Here is an 18601-nt window from a genome sequence, read left to right on the forward strand (position 1 = left end):
GGATCAGCCCTGGTAGGTGATCCCCGCCTGCTGGGCCAGGCCGGAGCCGTTCCAGGGGTCGGTGGCCACGGGCGAGCCCACGGCCGAACCGGCGTCCTTGAGGGAGGCGTTCTCGGCCTCAAGGCGCGCGAGCTTCTGCTCCAGGGTCTCCTGCTGGGCAGGAGCCGCGGCCGGAGCAGGAGCCGCAGCGACGGGCGCAGCCACGGCGGTCGCCGGGGCCTGAGCCTGAACGGGAGCCTGCGCGGCCACGGCCACAGGTGCGGACGCCGGCTGGGGGGCCGGGAAGGACAGGCCGTCCTCGACCTCCGTCGCCACCGGGACGGCGGCGGCAGGGGCAGCGCTGGCAGGAGTGGCCTGAACGGGACGCGGCGTGCCGTTGAGCACGATGCCACGCGCAGCCAGCTCAGCCTGGTCGATGCCGCCGGCCTTGTAGTAGCGCGGCGCCTCGTGGACGATCACCTGCTCGAGGGCCAGGCCTCGGTTGTTGAAGTTCTTCGGCTTGTAGGTGCGCAGCACGAGCGTGACGTCGAGGCCCTGCGCGAGCTCCTGACCGGACTCGTCCTGGTCGTAGGTGCCGTCGCCCTTCGGAGAAGGGATCGCGATGACCGGCAGGGTGCTGCCCTTGGAGTCGATGGAGTAGTTGGGTCCGGTTTCGGGCCGCTTCGGGGAGTCGTAGCGGCGCTCGGAGACGAACTGCTCTTCGAGGGTGGGGTTGTTCGGATCGGCGAACTGGACCTCGGCGTGAATGATCGTCGCGGTGGTGTGCGGCTTGCCGACGGGGCTCATCCCGTTCTTCGTCTTGCGCTGGTCGCTGGCAACGAGCTCCGCGCCTTCGATGAGGCGGGCGAGTACGGCGAAGCCGAGCTTCCCGCGGATGAAGACGTTCTTGCCCTCGGTGATCTGGCTGGCGGAGATGGAGTAGTTGGCCATGGTGATGCGGTTCCTTCGTTCGGTCTGGCGGTCGGTGACTCAGGGGTCCATTGGGGGGCTATCGGACAGGATTCGGACTGCCATCCAATCCCTTATTCTATCAACTTCAGTTCGACTATGAGTAGAATGCCAATGCCGGACATGAATGATTGTGTGTGCTATTCGCAGAGGAGTCGGAACAGGGATGACGGCTACGATTCAGAGGCCAGTGGGGACGACGTCGAAGCCGTCGGCGCAGACGAGAGCAGCTGCCGGGAGTCACGCCGGCCCGATGGGCTTCGGCAACGGACCCGTCATCGCCGCCAGCGTCATGGTGGGCGGAGCGGCGCTCTTCGCCGGATGGGGCCTGACGCAGCTCGCGACGTCCGACGGCGGCTTCATCCAGGCACTGCAGGGCAATCACGCCCCGGTCGAGGCACCGGTGAATCCCGGCGAGAAGAACGCCGGAGGCGGCAGCGCCCAGCAGCCGAGCGAGGGCGGCACGGGGAAGCAGGACGAGAACGGGGCGAGTCAGGATCCGACGCCGGGTCGCGGCGACGAGGACAAGCCCAACGGATCGGGTGCACCGGCCGAGGCGAAGCCCGCGCCGAAGGCGAAGCCGTACACCATCAAGCCAGGCGATACGCTCACCGCGATCTCGGGGACGACGGGGATGCCGATCGGCATCCTGGTCGAGACGAACAAGATCCAGAATCCGGATCTCATCTACGCGGGGGCCTCGCTGCTCATCCCGCCGGTGTGACGACCCGGCAGGGCGGCACTGCCGCGTACCGAGCCTGATTCGATGCCCTGACCGCCACGAGGCGGTCAGGGCATCGTCGTCTTCTCAGGGCGGAGGACTCTGCTTCCCGGCGGGCCCGCAGGTCCATCAGGCGCGTGCGCAGCTGGTGCAGCTGCTCGACCTCGTCGTTCATGGACCGGATGCCATCCGGCGTGTAGTCCTGCGGGTATTTGAGCTTGTACTCGCTGAGCAGCTCGATCTTCGCATCGACGAGATCGAGCGCTGCGCTCAGATCGAGGACGTCGTCCAGCGGGAGCCCGGAATCGGCGGAGGCGGTCATGCTTCGGTCCTGGGCTCTGCCGCCCAGTCGCTGCTCGAGGTCGGGGGGAAGGTTCTGGTCGACGGTGTCGGAGACGAACTGCGTGGGCCTCGTAGAGCTCACCGCGAGGCGTCACCCGGGACCGGCGTTAGCCGGTCCACGGCATGTCTCCCCGCAAAGCACTCGGCCTGGGTTCGACACCCGGATCAGCTGTGCTGATCCCCTCCCCTGTTGCGAAACGCAGCACTCGTAACAGCGTCAGAGATCAGACGACCCCCGCCGGCCAGGCTGCCGGCGGGGGTCGTCTGAGGCACGAGGTCGTGGTCTCTCACGCCGCATCGGTGTCGTCGGACTCACCCCGGCCAAACAGGAATCCGCGGACATCACCGTTCTTCATCATGTCCTGCAGATGCGCCAGGAACACCGCACGCTGCGTGGCCCGGCGATCGGCCAAGGGGTCGTACTCGCGCAGTACCTTCAGGTTGACGACCCAGCCGTTCTCGCGAGAGATGGACTGGTCAAGCTGAGAGTCCGGAACGACGTCCATGCCGGTGAAATCGTGGTCGAACTCGGGCGCGATGCCGAGGTGTTGATTCGGCTCGTCGATGTAGAGCGTGTCGACGCCGACCTGCTGGCCGGCCTTGTCGAAAGCCACGAGGAACACACGGTCTGCCCTGGTGGTGTTGTCGACGTGGACCGCTGCAACGTTCGTGTCACCGATGAAGCTCGTCTGCTCGAACCGTTCGTACACGCGGGCACGAGCTTCATGGCACCACATGATGCGCCGGGCTTCATCGAAACCTTTGAACTCGTCAGAGTTGGACGCTTCGGGGTGGGGGTGGATCATCGGTGCGCTCCTTCATATGCGGTGGCTCCAACCACCTTTCAGCGCCCGCCTCCTGGTGCGTGCAGCGGTTCACCGCCGCGGGCTTTGTCGGCTTCCCCGTGGGCAGTTTCGGCTTGAGCCTCACTCGCCTCATGGTTGGCCGGGCTTGCATCGGCAACGCTAGGCATATGCGCGTGGCGATGCCATTTCGCCGGTGCACAAACTGGCCGTTGACACCTGTCGGTATTGCACCAGTCGGCTACATGCCGGCGCGGAAGTGCACCTTCCTCATGACAGGGGTGTCGGGGTTGCACACTTTCAGGCCCCACGCGTAGCTCGTCTATCACTTGGCAAACTTCCGCCCCATCCTGAACACCACGCCACGAACGGCAGGTTGGTCGATAAGGAGACATTTCCCGGTGGTCTCTTGCGGTGGCGTGGAAGGTGGTCTAACCCCATACTGACGAGCCGTTTTTCCTCGTGTCTTCCTTCGTCCCGCGAGGCGTTTGTGGTAGCCCTCCGATGTGATCGACCTTCCCTCCGAGCCAATGCTGGCGAATCCCGTCGAGACGTTTGCACTTCCCTTGAACTGGTTTGCCGAACCGAAATGGGATGGCTTCCGGGCGTTCGCGGCACACGATGCTACCGGTCCTACGGTGCTGCGCTCGCGCACGGGCAGTGATCTATCCGCGGCCTTTCCGGAGATCACCTCAGCCCTTCGGCGGTTGCCCTTTTCCGTCGTCTTCGACGGCGAATTGGTCGTGTGGGAGGAGAACAGGCTCGCGTTCGGGCGGCTCACGCAGCGGTTGCACCGCCGGGGCGCCGTCGCTCAGCAGGCCGCGGCTGCCCAGCCGGCCCACTACGTCGTGTTCGACCTGCTCCACGTCGAGGGCCAGAGCCTGCGCGAACGCTCATACGTCGAGAGACGGCGGGCACTCGAAACCCTGTTCCAGCGGGAGGGGCTGGCTGCGCCGTGGACGTTGTGCCCGTCAACAAACGATGCCGAAGTGGCCCGAGGGTGGCTGGCCTGGTCCGTGGCCGGCGTGGAAGGCTGCGTGTTCAAGGACGGCGGCGAAAGCTATCGGCCAGGAGAACGCTCCTGGCGGAAGTTCCGGGTGCGCGACACCCTGGAGATGATCGTCGGTGCGGTCACCGGGGCGCCCCACCGTCCCCGGACACTGCTGCTCGGCCGGCACGACTTCGACGGACGACTGCAGTATGCGGGACGCACGAGCGCCTTGCCGGGAGTTCAGGCTCAGATCATGGGGGGTCTCTTGCGCCCGGTAGCGGATCACCCGTGGGCCGGGTGGTCTTTCTCCGCCGGCTGGGGATCACGGGAGAAACTACAGGTGTCTCTGGTCGTTCCGGAGACCGTCGTCGAGATCAGCGTGGATGTCTCCCGGGACGCCCGCGGCCGTCTGCGCCACCCTGTGCGCTTTGTGCGGGTGCGTGCGGACATGGCCGTCGAAGACGTGCCGCCCCTCGACGCGCTGCGAAGGCCGGCCACATGAGGAAGAAAAAGGAGGGGTCTCTCTCACGCCGAGTTCTGTGACGCTGAGGCGCTCAGCAGGCAACGACAGACAGTCCTTGCTGATCTGAGGGCAGATCAGGCTGGCCCGTGACGACATGAAGTGAGAACTGCAGATCGCGTACGCCCGCGAGGGTGGCGAGATCGCGCTGCATGTGGTTCTCCACGGCCCGCAGATGGGAACGCACTGTGACCTCGGAGAGACCGAGCGCGCGGGCTGCCGGCTCGACGTGCGTGTCGAAGGTGAGCCAGGCGAGCGCCGTGGACTGGAGGTCACGCCGGTCTGCCTGGACCGGTTTGACCAAGGTCTGTGCCCAGGCGTGCACCTGGGGAGTGTCCAACAGCCGCGCCAAGGAGGGCGGTTCCGCACCGGCCAGCCGCGGAGAGGCGGAACCCTCTCGTTGCGTGACCAGTTCCATGGCCAGGGCGACGGCTACGCGGTCGCTTATGGACGTGAAGTCCATGCGTAGGAGTTCGGCGGCTCGTGAGGCGCGGCGCATGACCGTGTTGCGGTGCAGGCGCAGCCGGCGGGCGGCCACCGTGTATGGGTAGGCGAGGGCGGCCGGAAGGGTTTCGCGCATGGACTCCCACTGCGTCTCGTCGCGCATCAGCGGGTGCAGCAGGCGGCGGGCCCAGTGTTGCGCTTCCGCCTGCGGCAGGAGACTGACGAGGTCGGAGCCGTGCACGGAGAGGGCCACGGAGTCAGGCTGGAAGGCGGCAAACCTCTGGGCGGTGATGGCCTCGTGAAGTGCGTCGGCGAGCAGGGCCATGGAGTAGACCCCGCTGCCCCCCAGAGACGACGGCGGCCCCAATGCGCCCACCAGGCGGGTGAGTTCGGCGGAGACATCCTCCCCGGAATCCTCGTCGGGGCGGATCGGCTGCACTATCAGTATCCGCCGGTCGTCTCTCGGGGCAGGCACGACGAGGGCATGCTGGCCGACAGATGTCCTGCAGCGGCGGACAGTCAGCTCCCGGCGTGACGGCTGGGTCTCCACAACGAAGACGCGGGCGGTTTCCGTTTCCAGAAGTCCGGGCGCCAAATTGGCCATGACACGCCGCGCCTTTTCAACCTCGCCGTCTAGAAGAAGCTCGAACGCTGCGCTGCGCGCCGCTTGGGAGGCACCGGAGGCTGCCCGGTATTCGCGGTGCGCCTGGTCCACGAGGCCCAGGAGTTTCGCCGCATGACGCAGCAACCGCAGATCCGCCTCGTCGAATGGGGTTCTGCGGGCCACCGCGAGTACGGTGTCCGCGGCCGAGGCCGGGGCGAGCGAGATGAGCTGGGTGTGGGGTCCGGAGAGCGTCTCGGGGAGAACTCCGTCGACGGACTGCCGGATGATGGCCTGAGCCAGCTGCTCTGCTGCCGTGGCCGGTGAGGCGGCGAGGACCCGCTCCGGTTCGCTGACCAGAACCTGGCAGTCGAGGACCCGGGCGAGCCAGTCCGCGATGCGCTGCATGGCCCTGGAATCGGCCAGCTGGGCCGGCAACTCCTGTACCAGGGAGCTGAGTTGGGCGGCACGACGCTCAGCGAACCTCAGGCGGGACTGCTGGATCTCCTCATGCACGCCTTCCCAGCACTCGGTGGGAGCAGACGTGATCAGCAGGGCGATGCCCAGCCCACTGGCCCGGTCCACGATGACCGGGGGGAACGGCTGGCGCGCCCCGGGAGCTGCACTGACGGCCAGACCTGCGCCGCCGTCCCGGCTCATCCGCTGCAGCAACAGATCGAGAACCGTGGTGATACGGCCACGCAGGCGGAAGGGAGAAATTCCGGTGATCAAGACGAGCGAGCCGTCAGGCAGAGCCGACGGGACACCGTCTTCCAGCAGCTGCTCCGGCGTCACCGTCACCACGCCGGTGATCTCCGCGGTCTGGGCACGCAGGGAACCGCTTGCTACGAATGTCAGTTCGAGTTCCGGCCGGTCAGTGGGCAGTGAGCCCAGAGTCAGCATGGTGCGCTCCTCGGGAGTCGGGACGAGGTCGTGAAGTACCTCCGGTACCGGCTGGCCGGCACAGGCACTCAGTGATCACGACCTCATGGCTCCGCTTCCGTCGATTCGCATTACTGGTCCTGGAGGTGCGCTTTGACCCACCCGCGCGCCAGCAAGAAGAAGCCGGGGGCGTGGAGGTGCCGCCCGCTCGAGACGGCGTCCCGCGGGAGGTACCGCGGGATGCACGAGGCGCTCGGCCCGGCGCCATCTGCGGGCGCGGGCCAGTTGCGCCCGGCGGGGAGTCACGCGAGGGCACGGACGAGCCCCTCCCCCGGCGCTCACCCTCCCCCGTCGAGAGCAGTGGCGTTCACGAAGAGCACGCGCCATGGCTGACTCTCCCCGCACATCCCGGCCAGCATGGTCACTGCTGTTGGATGCCAGCTCCATCCTCAACTCTTCCCCCTGCCGGTGCAGCGCCCGAACTGCGAGCGTGAGCCGCAGTTCGGCAAACACCAACGCCGCATCCACCGCCGTCGTGTCCAACTCTTCGGGCTACTGGGGACCCAGCACCCAGGAGATCATTCCTGCACTACAGTCGTTACGGTCAGTAATCAATCTGCTGCGCAGGGTTTCATTCACCCTATCGTGATCCTGCCTTGCGCCCCCGGCTATGTCAACTAAAATACACAGCACCGAACCCCGCCTGAGTGAGAGACCGATACATAGTGGTGTACAGCCTGCAGCAGGACGGCCCCCAGGCCCTGTCCGGCAATCCCTGCCTGTGCTGAGGCGCGGCCGCCGCCCTCTGGCGGAGAGACTTAGCGCGTTGATGGCCGCCCGCCGCGATGCCAAAGGCCGCGCGTTCTCGTCGCGCACGCTGTCTGCCGCCGTCGACGCACTGCCGGGCGAGCACCCGTCGGTGTCTCACGCCGCCATCGCCAAATTGGCCAAGGGTTCCCAGGACAACCCGACGGTGGGCACCATCCTGGCACTGTGCGAAGCTCTCGGCGGCGTCCCACCCGCACATCTTCTGCCGCACAACACCTATGGCGATCTCAAGGCCCTGGAGGCCTTCGAGGATCCTCAGGTACGCCGAGTTCTCGCACTGCTGAACGGCATGCCGCCCGACGAGGTGCACAACCTCATCGCGGACCTTGAACAGCGTCGGGATGATCTCGGTCTAGAGCCGGTGCCGGACGACGAGGCGGACAAGTCGCCCGACAAGCCTCAACGACGCCGGAGTATGGACGACGCCGCACGCTATGCGGCAGATGCACTGGAGGGTTTGTAAGTGGTCGACGGCATAGTCTTCGGGACGTGCACCGCAGCCGGATTGGTGGTCACAGCGCTCTGCACACGGAGGGCCGTGGGCAATCCGCGGGTGTCCACCTGGGCGATCGCCCTCGCCTTCGGGGTGTGCACACTGGGCGTCCTGTGCGCCGTCCCCGCGGTGGCCGATGCGTTGCAGGACATCACGGGCCTGCACAACGTCGGCAAGCTGGTGGCTCACATCTGTGCGGTCCTGTGGTGTGCCTTCCTTCAGATCACGATGGTGGACCTCGCCTACCGGCCCGAGTACCTGAAGGCCGCGATGTTCCAGCGCGGCTTCGCCGCCGCGGTGGAACTGATGATCCTGGTGCCGCTCTTCCTGGCCACGAACCGGCCCGATGTCGAGTTCACGACCGAGTACGCCGACGACCCGAAGGTCGCCGCGTATCTGCTGATCTACCTCTCCTACGTCCTGGTCACCTGCGCTGAACTCGCATTCATGTGCGGCAGGACGGCACGCCGCAACTGGGGCATCAGACCGTGGAGCGGCGCCGGCTTCGCCTTGTCCTCCGTGTCGGCGGCCCTCGGCCTGGCGTACGCGTTCTCCAAGGGCTCGTACATCATCTTCTACACCCTCGACAATCCCTGGCCGCTGAAGGCCGAGGAGGTCGTGAGCCCCACGCTGAGCGGACTGGCGGTGCTGTTCCTCTTCTGCGGTCTGACGCTCCCCATGGTCGGTGCCCTGCGTGAGCGCCTGGGCGACAAGAAGGCACTGGCCGGAGACTAGCTGCCCCGCCCACGCCGGACAGGGCAGCGGCGTCGTCGACGAGTGCCTCGGTCAGGACGAGGACTCGGTGGCTGCGTAGCGCACCGGCAGTTCGAGGAGTCCTCGGGCGCGCAGCGAAGGCCGCCACCGCGGTTCGTTCCCGGTGAGCTCAAGATCCGCGAACCGCTCCAGGAGCGCGGCCAGGGCGATCTCAGTCTCGGCTCGTGCCAAGGGTGCGCCCAGGCAGTAGTGGATGCCGTGGCCGAGCGCCAGGTGGCCGCCGGCATCGCGGCCGAGGTCCAGGCGGTCCGGGTCCGGGAAGCGATCCGGGTCGCGGTTGGCGGCGGACAGGGACAGCAGTACCGTCTCGCCCGCCGGAATCCGGACGCCGCCGATCGTCACGTCCTCGATCGCGAAGCGCCGGATGGCAAGCAAGGCCGGGCCCTCGAAACGGGCGAACTCCTCGACGGCGGCAGGAATCCGGGACGGGTCCTGCCTCAGCAGCACCATCTGGTCCGGATGCTGCAACAGGGCCAGGATCCCGTTGCCGATCAGCTGGACGGTGTTCTCATAGCCAGCGAAGAGGATGAGGAAGGCCAAGGACATCAGCTCGTCCTCGGTGAGCCGGTCGCCCTCAGTGTCCCGTACGGCGATCAGGTCGCAAAGGAGATCGTCGGCCGGCTCGCGCCGCTTGTGGGCCATGAGCTCTGTGAAGAAGCACAGCATGGCCACGATGGCTTCCTTGGCTTCGTGGGGGTGGGCCGGATCCGGGGCGATCAGCGCTGTTGTCCAGGAGCGGAAGTCCCTGCGGTGGCTTGCCGGGACGCCGAGGAGATCGCAGATTACGGTGATCGGCAGCGGGGCCGCATAGGCGGTGATCAGGTCTGTGGTGCCGTCCGCGCCCAGAGCGTCCAGGAGTTGGTCGGCGGTGGCGCGGATCGGCGCGCGCAGCTGCTCGACCCGGCGCTGGGTGAAGGCCTTCCCGACGAGGCGACGCAGACGGGTGTGGTCGGGAGGATCCATATTCAGGAGGTTGGCGTCCAGAGCCGGAGGCAGGGACAGCCCCCGGTAATTGCCCTCACGCGCATGCGTCTTGTCCAGCGACAGCAGCGGATCGGCAAGGCCTGCGCGAACGTCGTCGAACCGAGTGACGAGCCAGGCAGGTTGCCCATCCGTTCCCGTGATGCGGTGTACCGGCGAGGTGGTCCGCAGCCCCTGGTATACGTCGTATGGGCGGGTGATCAAATCGTCCGCAAGATCCATGTGTCCACCCTAGCTAGGGGGCCGTTCCCCTACGCCAGTTTCCGGGCTCGGCACTTGGGGCGTCGACGGGCCTGGACTGTGATCTGCACGTGTGATCCCTTTGGTTCTGCTGGCGGATCGAGGTGTCGGTCAGCCCATGCGCTTGACGTTGAAGGTGTGCAGCCGATCGGCGGCCTCGACGTCCGTGGCGTACGTTCCGAGGAACTGGTCACAGAAGCGGGCGTGCCATCGTCGCGTCGCGTGGCCCCCCCAGGTGTGGGTGATCTGGAACCGGCCGTCGGCCGCCAGCAGCGCTACCCCATGCGGGACGCGGATGCTGTCGACCAGCAAGCTGCGGTTGCTCTTGATCACGACCTTGACGTGGTGGGCGTAGGTCTCGCGTGTGACTGTCCAGTGCGGGTCGTGGGGCGCATCGCTGTAGCGGTCCGCCATGCGCAGCACCTTCACGGCGGTCTCGACGCTGACCCGGTTCGGCGTGGGGTCAGTGCGGTAGCCGGTCGTCATCCGGACCGGGACGAGCGGCTTGTGCGGCTCGGGGGCGGGCTCCAGATCCCGCGGCCACGCCTGCCACCGCGAACCCATGCGGTCCTTGAGGATCACGGCCTTGATCTCGCCGTCCTCCAGGCGAACACCGTCGACTCGGTATGGGGTCCACTCGTCGCGCTGGTGCTTCCAGGTAACGCACCGGCCGTGGCGGGCAATCTCCGGGGCGTATTCCAACCACCGGTCCTGCCAGAACTCGACGATCCCCTGCTTGGTATCTCTGTGGTAGTACTTCGCCTCGAAGGCCAGGCGCTCCTCATGCGTCCAGACCGTTTCCACGAGCCGGTCGACGAACTCGACGACTCGCTTTGTGTCCGGAAGGTTGATCGGCATTCCGTCGTTGCGGCTGTACTTCTGGTATTTTTCGGCAGCAGGCCGCATGGGCTCAGACCTCCTGGAAGTGGTACCGGCCGGCGAACAGGTTGAAGTACTCGGGAATGTCGATCCACGTATCGCGGTAGGTGCGGCCAGCCCGCTCGCGGACCTCGGTGTCGAGGGGCACGACGACGGAGCGGGACCACCAGATGGGCAGACAGCGGCTGTTCTCCACGAAGCGGACCTCCGCGCTCGGGATATCCCGCCCGTGCATTTCGCGGGCTGCGTCGCGCATCTCCTCGAAACGCGGAGACTGGACCCCGAATAGCTGCCTGCCTTCCACGTAGACGTAGAAGCGGCCGGTCGCGTGGGTCACGGTGTGGCTCACACCGATCTCGTAGACGTCGTACGAGTACCAGCCGGTCTCGTCCTTGTAGAACTCCATCCAGCCGAGCGGGTTCGGCATGGAGTAGTCGTGGCCCGTCTCCTGGTCGCGGAGTTTCCCGAATCCGTCCCTCAGGATGTAGACCGGCATGAGCTTGCCGGTCAGCCCCATACTCTGCATGCATTCGGACGCACCGAGCTTGACGACGACGGTGTCACCGGGCTGGACGTAGTGCTTTCGGGCCTCTTGTAGACGTGCGGCATCTGGTTTCCCCTCCTGGACTTCTACTGCGGCTGACATTCGGAAGCCCGGGGCGCGGCGTTGCTGCTGCGTCCTGGGCTGCCGTTAGACTCAGACATCGATTGCTGTGCAGGTGCCATCGGTGTGCACCACGAATGCCTGATGGAATGTGCGCCTCTGAACTCGCGTTCTTTCACGCGGTATTGGGGCTTGCCCTTACGCATGCGTGCACTCATGTGGCGCACGCAGTAAGCCGCGACCGGATCGGATTCCGCGCCGCCCCGCGCGGTTTCAGTTCACGTATCGGGTCGCTGTGTCGACCCATGCGGCCGGTTCGTCACCAGCCGGGGGCACGTACTGCTGGAGCATGAAAATCCACAGCGGCACGTGATCAGTTGTCGGGCACAACCTTGCCGTCCGGGTAGACGGTGTGCGGTCGGCCGGCATAGCCGTTCACCCATTGGAAGACCCGGCCGCGCCACTCGTAGGCTGGCTGTTCCTCCGGCAGCCAGCGCAGGAACGCCAGTGCCTCCGACTTGAACGCGTGCGGCTGTCCGGTCCATCCGGTCGCCCGAATCGAGAACGAGGATTTGTAGTTCTCCCACTCGCCGTGCGAGCCGACAGGACGGCGCTGCTGCTGCATGTGGTAGCTGGGATACCCATCCCGCGCGTCGGCCTCGCCCAACTTCCAGGCGAGCATGCGGTCTTCACCGTCGCCGAACGTGCCCTTGAGGTTCACGTATGCGGCCCCGGTCCACCATGTCTGACCGTTGTCGTCCACGAGACGGGCCTCACCACGCGGCATCGTCGGGCGCTCGTTGAGGATCAGGTACCGGGTGTTCCGCTCGGGCATGTGGCCGGACGCGTCGCATCGGTAGACCAGCTCCTGGCCCTCGACCTTGATGCTCATCCCGCGGTCGGCCCGAGTGATCGGCTTCTTTCCGTCCCACCCGTACGGTAGTTGGGCACGGGTCATTGAACTTTCCCCCTCAATTGAGCTTGTGATTGCATCCATGGCTGTACCGTCACGTGCCGCATCCGGTACTGGCCGCCGCTGGGCGTGCTCCGGACTCGTTCCTCGGTCACGTAGCTGGTGACCTTGCCCAGCACTCCGCCGGACCAGGTGGCGAACCGCTTATGGTCTTCGCCGGTGTAGCCGATCCATACGTCGGCCGTCTTCATCTGCTCCCGCTGCCAGGCGTCCGCGCAGGGGGAGCAGCGCCGTTCGTCGGTCTTCGGGTCCCGGGCGTAGCCGGTACCGGGGCCGTCGCTCGGCATGGGCGGGTGCCCGCACTCCAGCAGGTGGGGCGTCCGGTGCTCGACCCGGGTGGTCAGTCGGGTGCCGTTCATCAGAGAGGTTGAACCGTCGTCGCGGACAATGGCGCCCGTACCGGTTCCGCTTCAAGATCTCCCGCACGCCGCCGGGTGGGTGTCACCTTCAACGCTGGTTCCCTGGGCGCGGCTGGGGCGAATGACGATGTCCGCCGCCGCCTCGTCGTCCACCTCCGTTATGACCTCGTCGGCGTCGCTGCCCGCGCGGGACTCGCCGGCCGCCTCGGTCTGCTCCTCGGCTACCTCGCAGCTGGTGGCGGTCACGGCGTTTCTCCGTCCTGCGGGTGTGGTGCTGGGTCTGAGTGGTGCTCCGGTGCTGCTGGGGGCGGTTGGTCTGCGTTGCGGGTCAGGCGGCGGGCGCGATGGTCATGGTGGTCATGGCGAGGTCCGTTCTGGTGTCAGGCGCACCTGTTGCAGCTGGCGCAGGTGTCGGTGAGCAGGGGCAGCGAGGTCCGGGGGCGGCCAGCCAGCCTGGTTTCCTTGCGGGGCGGCTTGGAAAGGGCGTCCATGACGGACGCCTTCATGGCCTGGAACTCGGGGGTCTCGTCGGGGATGACCACGCCGCCCTTGGGCGCGCCAGGCTGGCGGGACAGGGCGATGAGTTCGTGCATGGAGATGTCGGGGCGGAAGGTGTCGCCGCGGACGGTCTCCACGTGGGCGATCAGCTCGGCGAGGCGCGGGCGGCGCTGTACGGAGATCAGCAGGTCCCGCTTGGAGCCGAGGATGCAGAAGGAGCAGGAGCAGCGGGAGGTACCTGCCCAGTCGCCTGCGCCGGGGTGGGAGTCGTACGTCCAGTGGTGCGGGAAGCCGGTCTCCGCGTGGAAGTCCTTGACCTGCTGCGTGGTCCAGTCCTTGGCCGGGCACCACTCGTCCAGGTGACGGACGCCGTTGGTCATGACGTTTCGGTAGGCGGGGCGGGCGGCGCGGTCGCGAGATTCGTCGCTGCGGAGTCCGAGCGACTTCAGGCGGCGAACGCGCCGGGTCAACTTGACCGCGTTGGGCTTGGTCGCCAGACCCAGCTTCACCTTCAAGCCGTTGATGATCGGGGTGAACGAGGCATCCTCGACCTGCTCCTTGAAGGCCTTCGTGCAGTACCTGGTGCCCAACCGGGGAAAACAGCCGTACGCGGCGATGTACGTCAGCAGGTCGTACGGCTCCGGATCGTCGTCCAGAGTGAGCTTGGTGGCCTCGATGTGCCGCTCGGCTGGCACACCTGATGCGGCGCTCTGCTGGGCAGCGAGCTCGGACACGCTCGGGTAGTACTGGCCGCCGTACTCGACGCCGGGCCATTCCAGCGGGCCCAGGGTGGCGTGGAACGTCCACACGCGGTCGGCGACACCAGCCGCACGGGCAGCGTCCATCAGGACGCTCTGCATCAGCCAGCTGTCCTTGCCGCCGGACAGATTCCCAACGATCAGGTCGTAGTCCGCCAAATTCGGCAACTGGTCACGAGTGACTGTGTTGTCGGGCACGACCAGCGCGGTGGGCTCGATGTCGAACAGGGTGCTCACGGTGGGCCCTTCAGGCGTCAGGGTCGGTGATGGCGGCGGGGACCAGCTCGGTCGTCATGGCGAGGGCGTGCACCAGGACCGGGGTCCGGGAGCCGTCCCGGCGGGGCTCGGTGTGGGTGTGAAGGGTCCAGAGGGTGACGCCGTCGCCAGCCGCCTGGTGGGTGACGTGGCCGCCGAGTGCACGCAGCCAGGCGAGCAGCTCGTGCATGTCGGCGAAGATGTACGCGGTGTCTTCGCGGGCAGCGAGGCGCCCGGTGGGGAGGCTGTGGAGGTCGGCGGTGACCAGAGCGGCCTCGTCCGCGTCGCTGCTCTCGGCGCTCTCGCCGATTGCCTCCTCGGGGGTAGCGACGGCATCGGCGGCCGGCTCGGAGTCAGCGGGGGAGACAGGGAACGGGCTTGCCGTCGGCGTGCGCCCTGACAATGTCGCGGATGTCGTCGATAAACGGCTCGTCGTTGATCACGGACGGGTGGGCGATGCGTTCACCGTCGGGGGACACCACGATCCACGGCCACTCGCGGCCGTCCTCCTTCACGATCGTGTACACCTGCGCGCGCGTGGTCGCGTGCTACAGAAACCCCGTGATCCGCTTCACCGTGATACACCGCTTACCCGCCATGTCCGTGCGTCCATCCGTTTCGTTGTCGTGGTCCTGCCGTGTCCTGCTGTCGCTGTCGCTGTCGCCCGGAGGGAGGGCGGGGAAGTCCTCGATGCCCCGCGCTGCCAGTTCCCGGCACTCCCCGCACCGCCAGTCCAGCGGCCACACCCCCCGGCAGCACCGGCGCGGCGCGGTGCGCTCGGCCTCCCGTGCTGCCTCGCGGCGGGCCTCCCGGCGGTCCCGGATCCGCGCCCGCCGCATCAGGGCCTCGATGCGCTTGCGGGTCTTCTCCGCCTGGACGGCCGTCCGCTCCGCGCCCTTGCGGGCGACGGCCAGGCGGCGGCGTTCCTCACCGCCCCCGGGGAGCACCGGCAAGGCGTGCGCGTCCTGGCCAGCGTGGCTGTCCCACTGGCGGGCGCGGCGGGCCTTGCGAACCGACGCCATGACGTCGGCCTCATCGCGCAGCACGCCCGGCCCGGCAGCCTCGGCGAGCCTGAGCGCCTCGTGTCCGTCCTCCGTCGCCACGACCAGGCCCGAGGCGTGACGCGCGAGGTACCCGCAGCGGGCGAGTAGCCGCACCCGCTCACCCTTGACCCGCCGCCCTGTACGGCCGTCCGCGTCGACCGCGCGGAACCCGGAAGCGTCGGCTTTCAGGCCACCGGTGACAGCCAGCCGCACCGTGTCCACGAACGCGGCACACCAGCCGAGATCGGCCATGGTCCGCGCGGCGTCGCTATCCGGGCCCTGCGAGCCGACCATGACCCGGGGGCCAGCGACCAGCGCCAGCCGGGGGCGGGGGGCCGCCCCGAAGTGGGCGGCCGTCGTCTTGCTGCTCATCAGACCACTTCCCCCCAACGCGAGCGGAGATCGTCAAGCGACGCCGTCAGTGCGTCGAACGGATCCTCCGACAGCAGCGGGCCTCAGCCGGGGGCGCCGGGGCAGGGACGACCGGGTCTCGTCGTACTGGACGGTGAGGTCGTCCTCGGTGACGAAGGGCGGGTCAACAGTGGTGTAGGTCATGGTCTGTTCTCCTGGGTCGCGGTGAGGCTACGGATAGCGCTCAGCCGCTGGCTGATGGTTTGTTCGAAGCCGTTAGATGTCGGCACGTAGTACTGCGTGCCGAGCGCTCGGTCAGGTAGGTACTGCTGGGTGACGACGCCGTGCTCGAAGTCGTGCGGGTACAGGTATCCCTGGCCGTGGCCGAGGGCCTTGGCTCCCGGGTAGTGCGCATCGCGCAGATGCACCGGGACCTCCCCGGTGCGGCCACGCCGCACATCTCCGAGCGCCTGGTCGATACCGCGGATGATTGCCGGCGACTTGGGAGCCGTGGCGATCGCGACCGTCGCCTGGGCGAGGTTGATCCGGGCTTCGGGCATGCCGATCAGCTGGACCGCCTGCGCGGCGGCCACTGCGATGGAGAGCACCGACGGATCAGCCATGCCGACGTCCTCGCTGGCGTGCACGATCAGCCGGCGAGCGATGAACCGCGGGTCCTCCCCTGCCTCGAGCATCCGGGCCAGCCAGTGCAGGGCAGCGTCGGGATCCGAGCCGCGAAGCGACTTGATGAACGCCGAGATGACGTCGTAGTGCTGGTCGCGGTCGTAGCGCTGCAGCACGGATCCGGTGATCTGCTCCAACACCTCACGGTTGATGGTGCTCTTACCGGCGGCCTGCGCCGTGGCGACAGCGGTCTCCAGACGGTTCAACGCCTGGCGGACGTCGCCGCTGGAGATGTCGGCGATCGCATCGAGTGCAGCGTCCTCGACGCCGATTCCGGTCGCGCTGAGTTGCGGGTCGTCATCGAGCGCCCGCGCCAGGAGTGCGACGATGTCACGGCTCTCCAGGGGTCGCAGCACCATGAGGATCGAGCGTGAGACGAGCGCAGCGTTGACCGCGAAGCTCGGATTCTCGGTCGTCGCCCCGATAAATGAGATCAGCCCGGCCTCGACGGCGGACAGGAGCACATCCTGCTGGGCCTTCGAGAAGCGGTGGATCTCGTCGATGAACACCAGCGTCTGCTCGCCAGCGTCCAGCGTCTTCTGAGCAGCAGCCAGCGTCTTGCGCACGTCGGCGACGCCCGCGGACGTGGCCGAGAGTTCGACGAAGCACCGGCTGGTCTGATGCGCGATAGCGCTGGCGACCGTGGTCTTGCCCGACCCGGGCGGGCCCCAGAGTAGGACCGAGGTGGCCCCCTGTCCGCCGGCGAGCAGCTCCAGCGGTGAGCCGGGGAAGATCAGGTGTCCTGGCCCACCATCTGGTCGAGCGAGGTGGGCCGCATGCGGGCGGCCAACGGCTGGCGGCTGGAGGACACGATGGCCCCTTTCGTCGATGGTCGGACGGGAGGGAGCCTCCTCTTGCGTCTGGTCGGCCGGCTGGAACGGGATCAGCCGGCGCGGCCTGCGCTGGCTCCTTTTCCTGCGTGCGGAGCTTGTTGAGCACCCGGTACACGGTCTTGCCGGAGATCCGGAGCTCGGCGGCAATTGGAGGGCACGTCGGTCTCCTGCCGGCCATCGCGGCGGCTGCGTCGTTCAGGCGTCCAGAAGCACGCAGACGGGGCACTCGGGTGCTCCGGATGGTGCGTCGCGCTGCACGGTGTAGCCGCACAGGCAACCATGGGATGTGCCGTCGCTCACGTGCATGTAGGCGTCTTCTCGCCCTTGGATCTGGTTGCGGGCATCGGTGATTTCACCAGGCTCGGCGAAGGTGATGCCGTTTGCGCCCATCGGGGCGAGGTTCCCAGCGATGGATTTCTTGAGGGCCGCCACATTCGGGTCGTAGGCATCGACGTCCAGCCCGGTGAACGTGACGTTCTTATTTGCCGGGTTCGGCTTGGGGCTCCTACGGGGCCTGCCGGCGGTAAAGTCCTGCACTGTGCTGTCACTCCCCTGTCGTGTGTTGGCACGTCCAGTGCTTCGTGGTGCTCGTGGTGGGTCGCAGGAATGCGGAAGCCCTGGGGAACACGGGTCCTCCAGAGCTTCTCGGCATCTCATGCTGTCGTCCGGGGCGGCTGTGCCGCCCGCTCCGCACCGACGTCGGGACCCGTGTAGAGCGCGCAGGACGAAGCGGCGGCCCGTTTGGTGCGCGACGATGCTGGCGATGGTGGTCTTGCCGCATTCGGGCGGGCCATACAGGAGCACTGAGGTCGCGCCGCGGCCGGACACGAGCAGTTCGAGCGGCGAGCCCGGGAAGACGAGGTGCGCCTGTCCGACGATCTGGTCGAGCGACGTCGGCTGCTCCAGGAATGCGGGCATGCAAGGACACTCCAGGTCCGTCATGAAGGTGAAGCGAAATCAGGGGCCGAGCGTGCCCGTGCACTCGCGCTGGCGTCCGGGCGTTCCCTGCTCATAGCGAGGAGCGCAGCGTGATCGTCAGCGTTCTCGGGTGGGTGGGGCCGGTGGGTGAAGGGGCTGCACGTTCCTGGGTGTCCGGCGCCGGACTTGCAGTCGAACGGGATCGGGCGGCCATGGCCCTTGCGGCAGACACGGGGGCTCATGGCGTGCGCCTACGGCAGCACGGCGCGGAACCCGTTGGTGAGCAGGGCCACGGCCGCAGACAACTCGCGGGGTGTGGTCAGCGCGCCCAGCTGAGAGGCCACAGCCGAACTGCTTTGCCCAGCAGCGGCATTGAGTGCCGCCTGAACGACGTGGCGGACGGTTTCCGTGACGCGCATCTGGACTTCGGTGTCCTCCAAGTCGGCAGCTGTGACCTGCCCGCGCCCCATGAGGCGGTTGGTCTTGGAGGCGACATCGAGGGTGGTGAGCGCGTCGTCGTCCACCGCGGGGGCGAGAGCGGAGAGGTTCGCGCCGCCGAAGGCAGTACGGAAGCGTGACGGGCAGTGGGTGTGAAGGTTCATGGCGAGCTCGGCGGCGAGGCCGCGGACGGCTACCAGACCGTACGTGTTGGCCAGTTGCGTCATGAGTCCGAGCGCTGCGTGAAGATCCCCCTGCCTGAGGGCCATCAGGTAGGCGTCGGTGACGGCGCGTATGAGCTTCTCGGGAATCGCGGTACTGGACACGGTGCTTTCCCCGTTCGGGTGTTCGGGTGGCTGCGCGCCGACGGACTCGCAGGTGATCGGGTTGTCCCAGTCGTGATCGGTCATGAGCGCTGCTCCTTGAGCTTGTTGGGTACG

At 67.3% G+C, this 18601-nt stretch carries 22 protein-coding genes; 4 read left to right on the top strand and 18 right to left on the bottom strand.

The annotated features are described in order from the left end of the window. Positions 1–3: 3 nt before the first annotated feature. The gene (locus STRTUCAR8_RS24860) at positions 4–930 is read right to left on the bottom strand and encodes a hypothetical protein (protein WP_006378826.1); all 927 of its coding nucleotides are present in this window, start codon (positions 928–930) and stop codon (positions 4–6) included. Between the two features lie 271 nt (positions 931–1201). Here STRTUCAR8_RS24860 and STRTUCAR8_RS24865 point away from each other — a divergent pair, with 271 nt between their 5' ends. After that, the gene (locus STRTUCAR8_RS24865; protein WP_006378639.1) at positions 1202–1672 is read left to right on the top strand and encodes a LysM peptidoglycan-binding domain-containing protein; all 471 of its coding nucleotides are present in this window, start codon (positions 1202–1204) and stop codon (positions 1670–1672) included. Here the strand turns inward: STRTUCAR8_RS24865 and STRTUCAR8_RS24870 are convergent. Both STRTUCAR8_RS24870 and STRTUCAR8_RS24875 read right to left on the bottom strand, forming a co-directional pair. Further along, entirely contained in the window at positions 1656–1991 is a 336-nt protein-coding gene (locus STRTUCAR8_RS24870; protein ID WP_006378928.1) for a hypothetical protein, read from the bottom strand. The two genes, STRTUCAR8_RS24865 and STRTUCAR8_RS24870, sit on opposite strands and share 17 nt — an antisense overlap. A gap of 307 nt (positions 1992–2298) precedes the next feature. Further along, complete coding sequence (locus STRTUCAR8_RS24875) at positions 2299–2817, bottom strand: hypothetical protein (RefSeq protein ID WP_006378675.1); 519 nt, start codon at positions 2815–2817, stop codon at positions 2299–2301. Positions 2818–3320: 503 nt separating this feature from the next. Here STRTUCAR8_RS24875 and STRTUCAR8_RS24880 point away from each other — a divergent pair. Continuing rightward, positions 3321–4307, top strand: coding sequence for an ATP-dependent DNA ligase (locus STRTUCAR8_RS24880; protein ID WP_006379241.1), 987 nt, complete (start codon positions 3321–3323; stop codon positions 4305–4307). A 52-nt stretch (positions 4308–4359) separates the two neighbouring features. Here STRTUCAR8_RS24880 and STRTUCAR8_RS24885 read toward each other — a convergent pair whose 3' ends face one another. After that, a complete protein-coding gene (locus STRTUCAR8_RS24885) occupies positions 4360–6273 on the bottom strand; it encodes a helix-turn-helix domain-containing protein (RefSeq protein WP_006379070.1) in 1914 nt (637 codons plus the stop codon). 808 nt (positions 6274–7081) lie between these two features. On the opposite strand from STRTUCAR8_RS24885, the gene STRTUCAR8_RS24890 reads away from it, so the two are divergent. Continuing rightward, positions 7082–7543: a hypothetical protein gene (locus STRTUCAR8_RS24890; protein WP_006378830.1), complete on the top strand. Its 462-nt coding sequence runs from the start codon at positions 7082–7084 to the stop codon at positions 7541–7543. Positions 7544–7618: 75 nt separating this feature from the next. After that, on the top strand, positions 7619–8308 hold the full coding sequence (locus tag STRTUCAR8_RS24895; protein WP_006378638.1) for a hypothetical protein: 690 nt from the start codon (positions 7619–7621) through the stop codon (positions 8306–8308). A 51-nt stretch (positions 8309–8359) separates the two neighbouring features. On the opposite strand, the gene STRTUCAR8_RS24900 is transcribed toward STRTUCAR8_RS24895, so the two are convergent. From STRTUCAR8_RS24900 to STRTUCAR8_RS24955, 14 genes are all read right to left on the bottom strand, one after another. Further along, complete coding sequence (locus tag STRTUCAR8_RS24900) at positions 8360–9550, bottom strand: cytochrome P450 family protein (protein ID WP_006378705.1); 1191 nt, start codon at positions 9548–9550, stop codon at positions 8360–8362. A gap of 129 nt (positions 9551–9679) precedes the next feature. Further along, on the bottom strand, positions 9680–10474 hold the full coding sequence (locus STRTUCAR8_RS24905) for a hypothetical protein (RefSeq protein WP_006379015.1): 795 nt from the start codon (positions 10472–10474) through the stop codon (positions 9680–9682). Between the two features lie 4 nt (positions 10475–10478). Beyond that, positions 10479–10973, bottom strand: a complete 495-nt coding sequence (locus STRTUCAR8_RS24910) for a hypothetical protein (RefSeq protein ID WP_158697440.1) — start codon at positions 10971–10973, stop codon at positions 10479–10481. Positions 10974–11424: 451 nt separating this feature from the next. Next, positions 11425–12009 (bottom strand): hypothetical protein, encoded by a 585-nt coding sequence (locus STRTUCAR8_RS24915; RefSeq protein ID WP_006379034.1) that lies wholly within the window; start codon positions 12007–12009, stop codon positions 11425–11427. Beyond that, on the bottom strand, positions 12006–12383 hold the full coding sequence (locus STRTUCAR8_RS24920) for a hypothetical protein (RefSeq protein ID WP_006378650.1): 378 nt from the start codon (positions 12381–12383) through the stop codon (positions 12006–12008). Before STRTUCAR8_RS24920 ends, STRTUCAR8_RS24915 begins: the two co-directional genes overlap by 4 nt. A gap of 51 nt (positions 12384–12434) precedes the next feature. Continuing rightward, positions 12435–12629: a hypothetical protein gene (locus tag STRTUCAR8_RS24925; protein ID WP_006379282.1), complete on the bottom strand. Its 195-nt coding sequence runs from the start codon at positions 12627–12629 to the stop codon at positions 12435–12437. A 134-nt stretch (positions 12630–12763) separates the two neighbouring features. After that, the gene (locus STRTUCAR8_RS24930) at positions 12764–13876 is read right to left on the bottom strand and encodes a phosphoadenosine phosphosulfate reductase (RefSeq protein ID WP_006378754.1); all 1113 of its coding nucleotides are present in this window, start codon (positions 13874–13876) and stop codon (positions 12764–12766) included. Positions 13877–13886: 10 nt separating this feature from the next. Then, positions 13887–14297: a hypothetical protein gene (locus tag STRTUCAR8_RS48410; protein WP_006378906.1), complete on the bottom strand. Its 411-nt coding sequence runs from the start codon at positions 14295–14297 to the stop codon at positions 13887–13889. Next, entirely contained in the window at positions 14248–14409 is a 162-nt protein-coding gene (locus tag STRTUCAR8_RS52675) for a hypothetical protein (protein ID WP_158697441.1), read from the bottom strand. Before STRTUCAR8_RS52675 ends, STRTUCAR8_RS48410 begins: the two co-directional genes overlap by 50 nt. A 33-nt stretch (positions 14410–14442) precedes the next feature. After that, positions 14443–15309, bottom strand: coding sequence for a hypothetical protein (locus tag STRTUCAR8_RS24940; protein ID WP_006378833.1), 867 nt, complete (start codon positions 15307–15309; stop codon positions 14443–14445). A gap of 33 nt (positions 15310–15342) precedes the next feature. Beyond that, complete coding sequence (locus tag STRTUCAR8_RS52680) at positions 15343–15492, bottom strand: hypothetical protein (protein ID WP_006378903.1); 150 nt, start codon at positions 15490–15492, stop codon at positions 15343–15345. Then, entirely contained in the window at positions 15489–16952 is a 1464-nt protein-coding gene (locus STRTUCAR8_RS24945; RefSeq protein WP_234372719.1) for a replication-associated recombination protein A, read from the bottom strand. Before STRTUCAR8_RS24945 ends, STRTUCAR8_RS52680 begins: the two co-directional genes overlap by 4 nt. Positions 16953–17000: 48 nt before the next feature. Next, a complete protein-coding gene (locus tag STRTUCAR8_RS50125; RefSeq protein WP_234372720.1) occupies positions 17001–17723 on the bottom strand; it encodes an AAA family ATPase in 723 nt (240 codons plus the stop codon). 251 nt (positions 17724–17974) lie between these two features. Next, complete coding sequence (locus STRTUCAR8_RS24955) at positions 17975–18571, bottom strand: hypothetical protein (protein WP_006378740.1); 597 nt, start codon at positions 18569–18571, stop codon at positions 17975–17977. Positions 18572–18601: the final 30 nt, after the last annotated feature.

This window comes from Streptomyces turgidiscabies Car8 (assembly GCF_000331005.1).
GTDB classification, from domain to species: Bacteria; Actinomycetota; Actinomycetes; order Streptomycetales; family Streptomycetaceae; genus Streptomyces; species Streptomyces turgidiscabies.

Coding starts and splice junctions, on each gene's coding strand:
- STRTUCAR8_RS24860 (WP_006378826.1), bottom strand. CDS start 930: ATGGCCAACTACTCCATCTCCGCCAGCCAGATCACCGAGGGCAAGAAC.
- STRTUCAR8_RS24865 (WP_006378639.1), top strand. CDS start 1,202: ATGGGCTTCGGCAACGGACCCGTCATCGCCGCCAGCGTCATGGTGGGC.
- STRTUCAR8_RS24870 (WP_006378928.1), bottom strand. CDS start 1,991: ATGACCGCCTCCGCCGATTCCGGGCTCCCGCTGGACGACGTCCTCGAT.
- STRTUCAR8_RS24875 (WP_006378675.1), bottom strand. CDS start 2,817: ATGATCCACCCCCACCCCGAAGCGTCCAACTCTGACGAGTTCAAAGGT.
- STRTUCAR8_RS24885 (WP_006379070.1), bottom strand. CDS start 6,273: ATGCTGACTCTGGGCTCACTGCCCACTGACCGGCCGGAACTCGAACTG.
- STRTUCAR8_RS24890 (WP_006378830.1), top strand. CDS start 7,082: ATGGCCGCCCGCCGCGATGCCAAAGGCCGCGCGTTCTCGTCGCGCACG.
- STRTUCAR8_RS24900 (WP_006378705.1), bottom strand. CDS start 9,550: ATGGATCTTGCGGACGATTTGATCACCCGCCCATACGACGTATACCAG.
- STRTUCAR8_RS24905 (WP_006379015.1), bottom strand. CDS start 10,474: ATGCGGCCTGCTGCCGAAAAATACCAGAAGTACAGCCGCAACGACGGA.
- STRTUCAR8_RS24910 (WP_158697440.1), bottom strand. CDS start 10,973: ATGCAGAGTATGGGGCTGACCGGCAAGCTCATGCCGGTCTACATCCTG.
- STRTUCAR8_RS24915 (WP_006379034.1), bottom strand. CDS start 12,009: ATGACCCGTGCCCAACTACCGTACGGGTGGGACGGAAAGAAGCCGATC.
- STRTUCAR8_RS24920 (WP_006378650.1), bottom strand. CDS start 12,383: ATGAACGGCACCCGACTGACCACCCGGGTCGAGCACCGGACGCCCCAC.
- STRTUCAR8_RS24940 (WP_006378833.1), bottom strand. CDS start 15,309: ATGAGCAGCAAGACGACGGCCGCCCACTTCGGGGCGGCCCCCCGCCCC.
- STRTUCAR8_RS52680 (WP_006378903.1), bottom strand. CDS start 15,492: ATGACCTACACCACTGTTGACCCGCCCTTCGTCACCGAGGACGACCTC.
- STRTUCAR8_RS50125 (WP_234372720.1), bottom strand. CDS start 17,723: ATGCCCGCATTCCTGGAGCAGCCGACGTCGCTCGACCAGATCGTCGGA.
- STRTUCAR8_RS24955 (WP_006378740.1), bottom strand. CDS start 18,571: ATGACCGATCACGACTGGGACAACCCGATCACCTGCGAGTCCGTCGGC.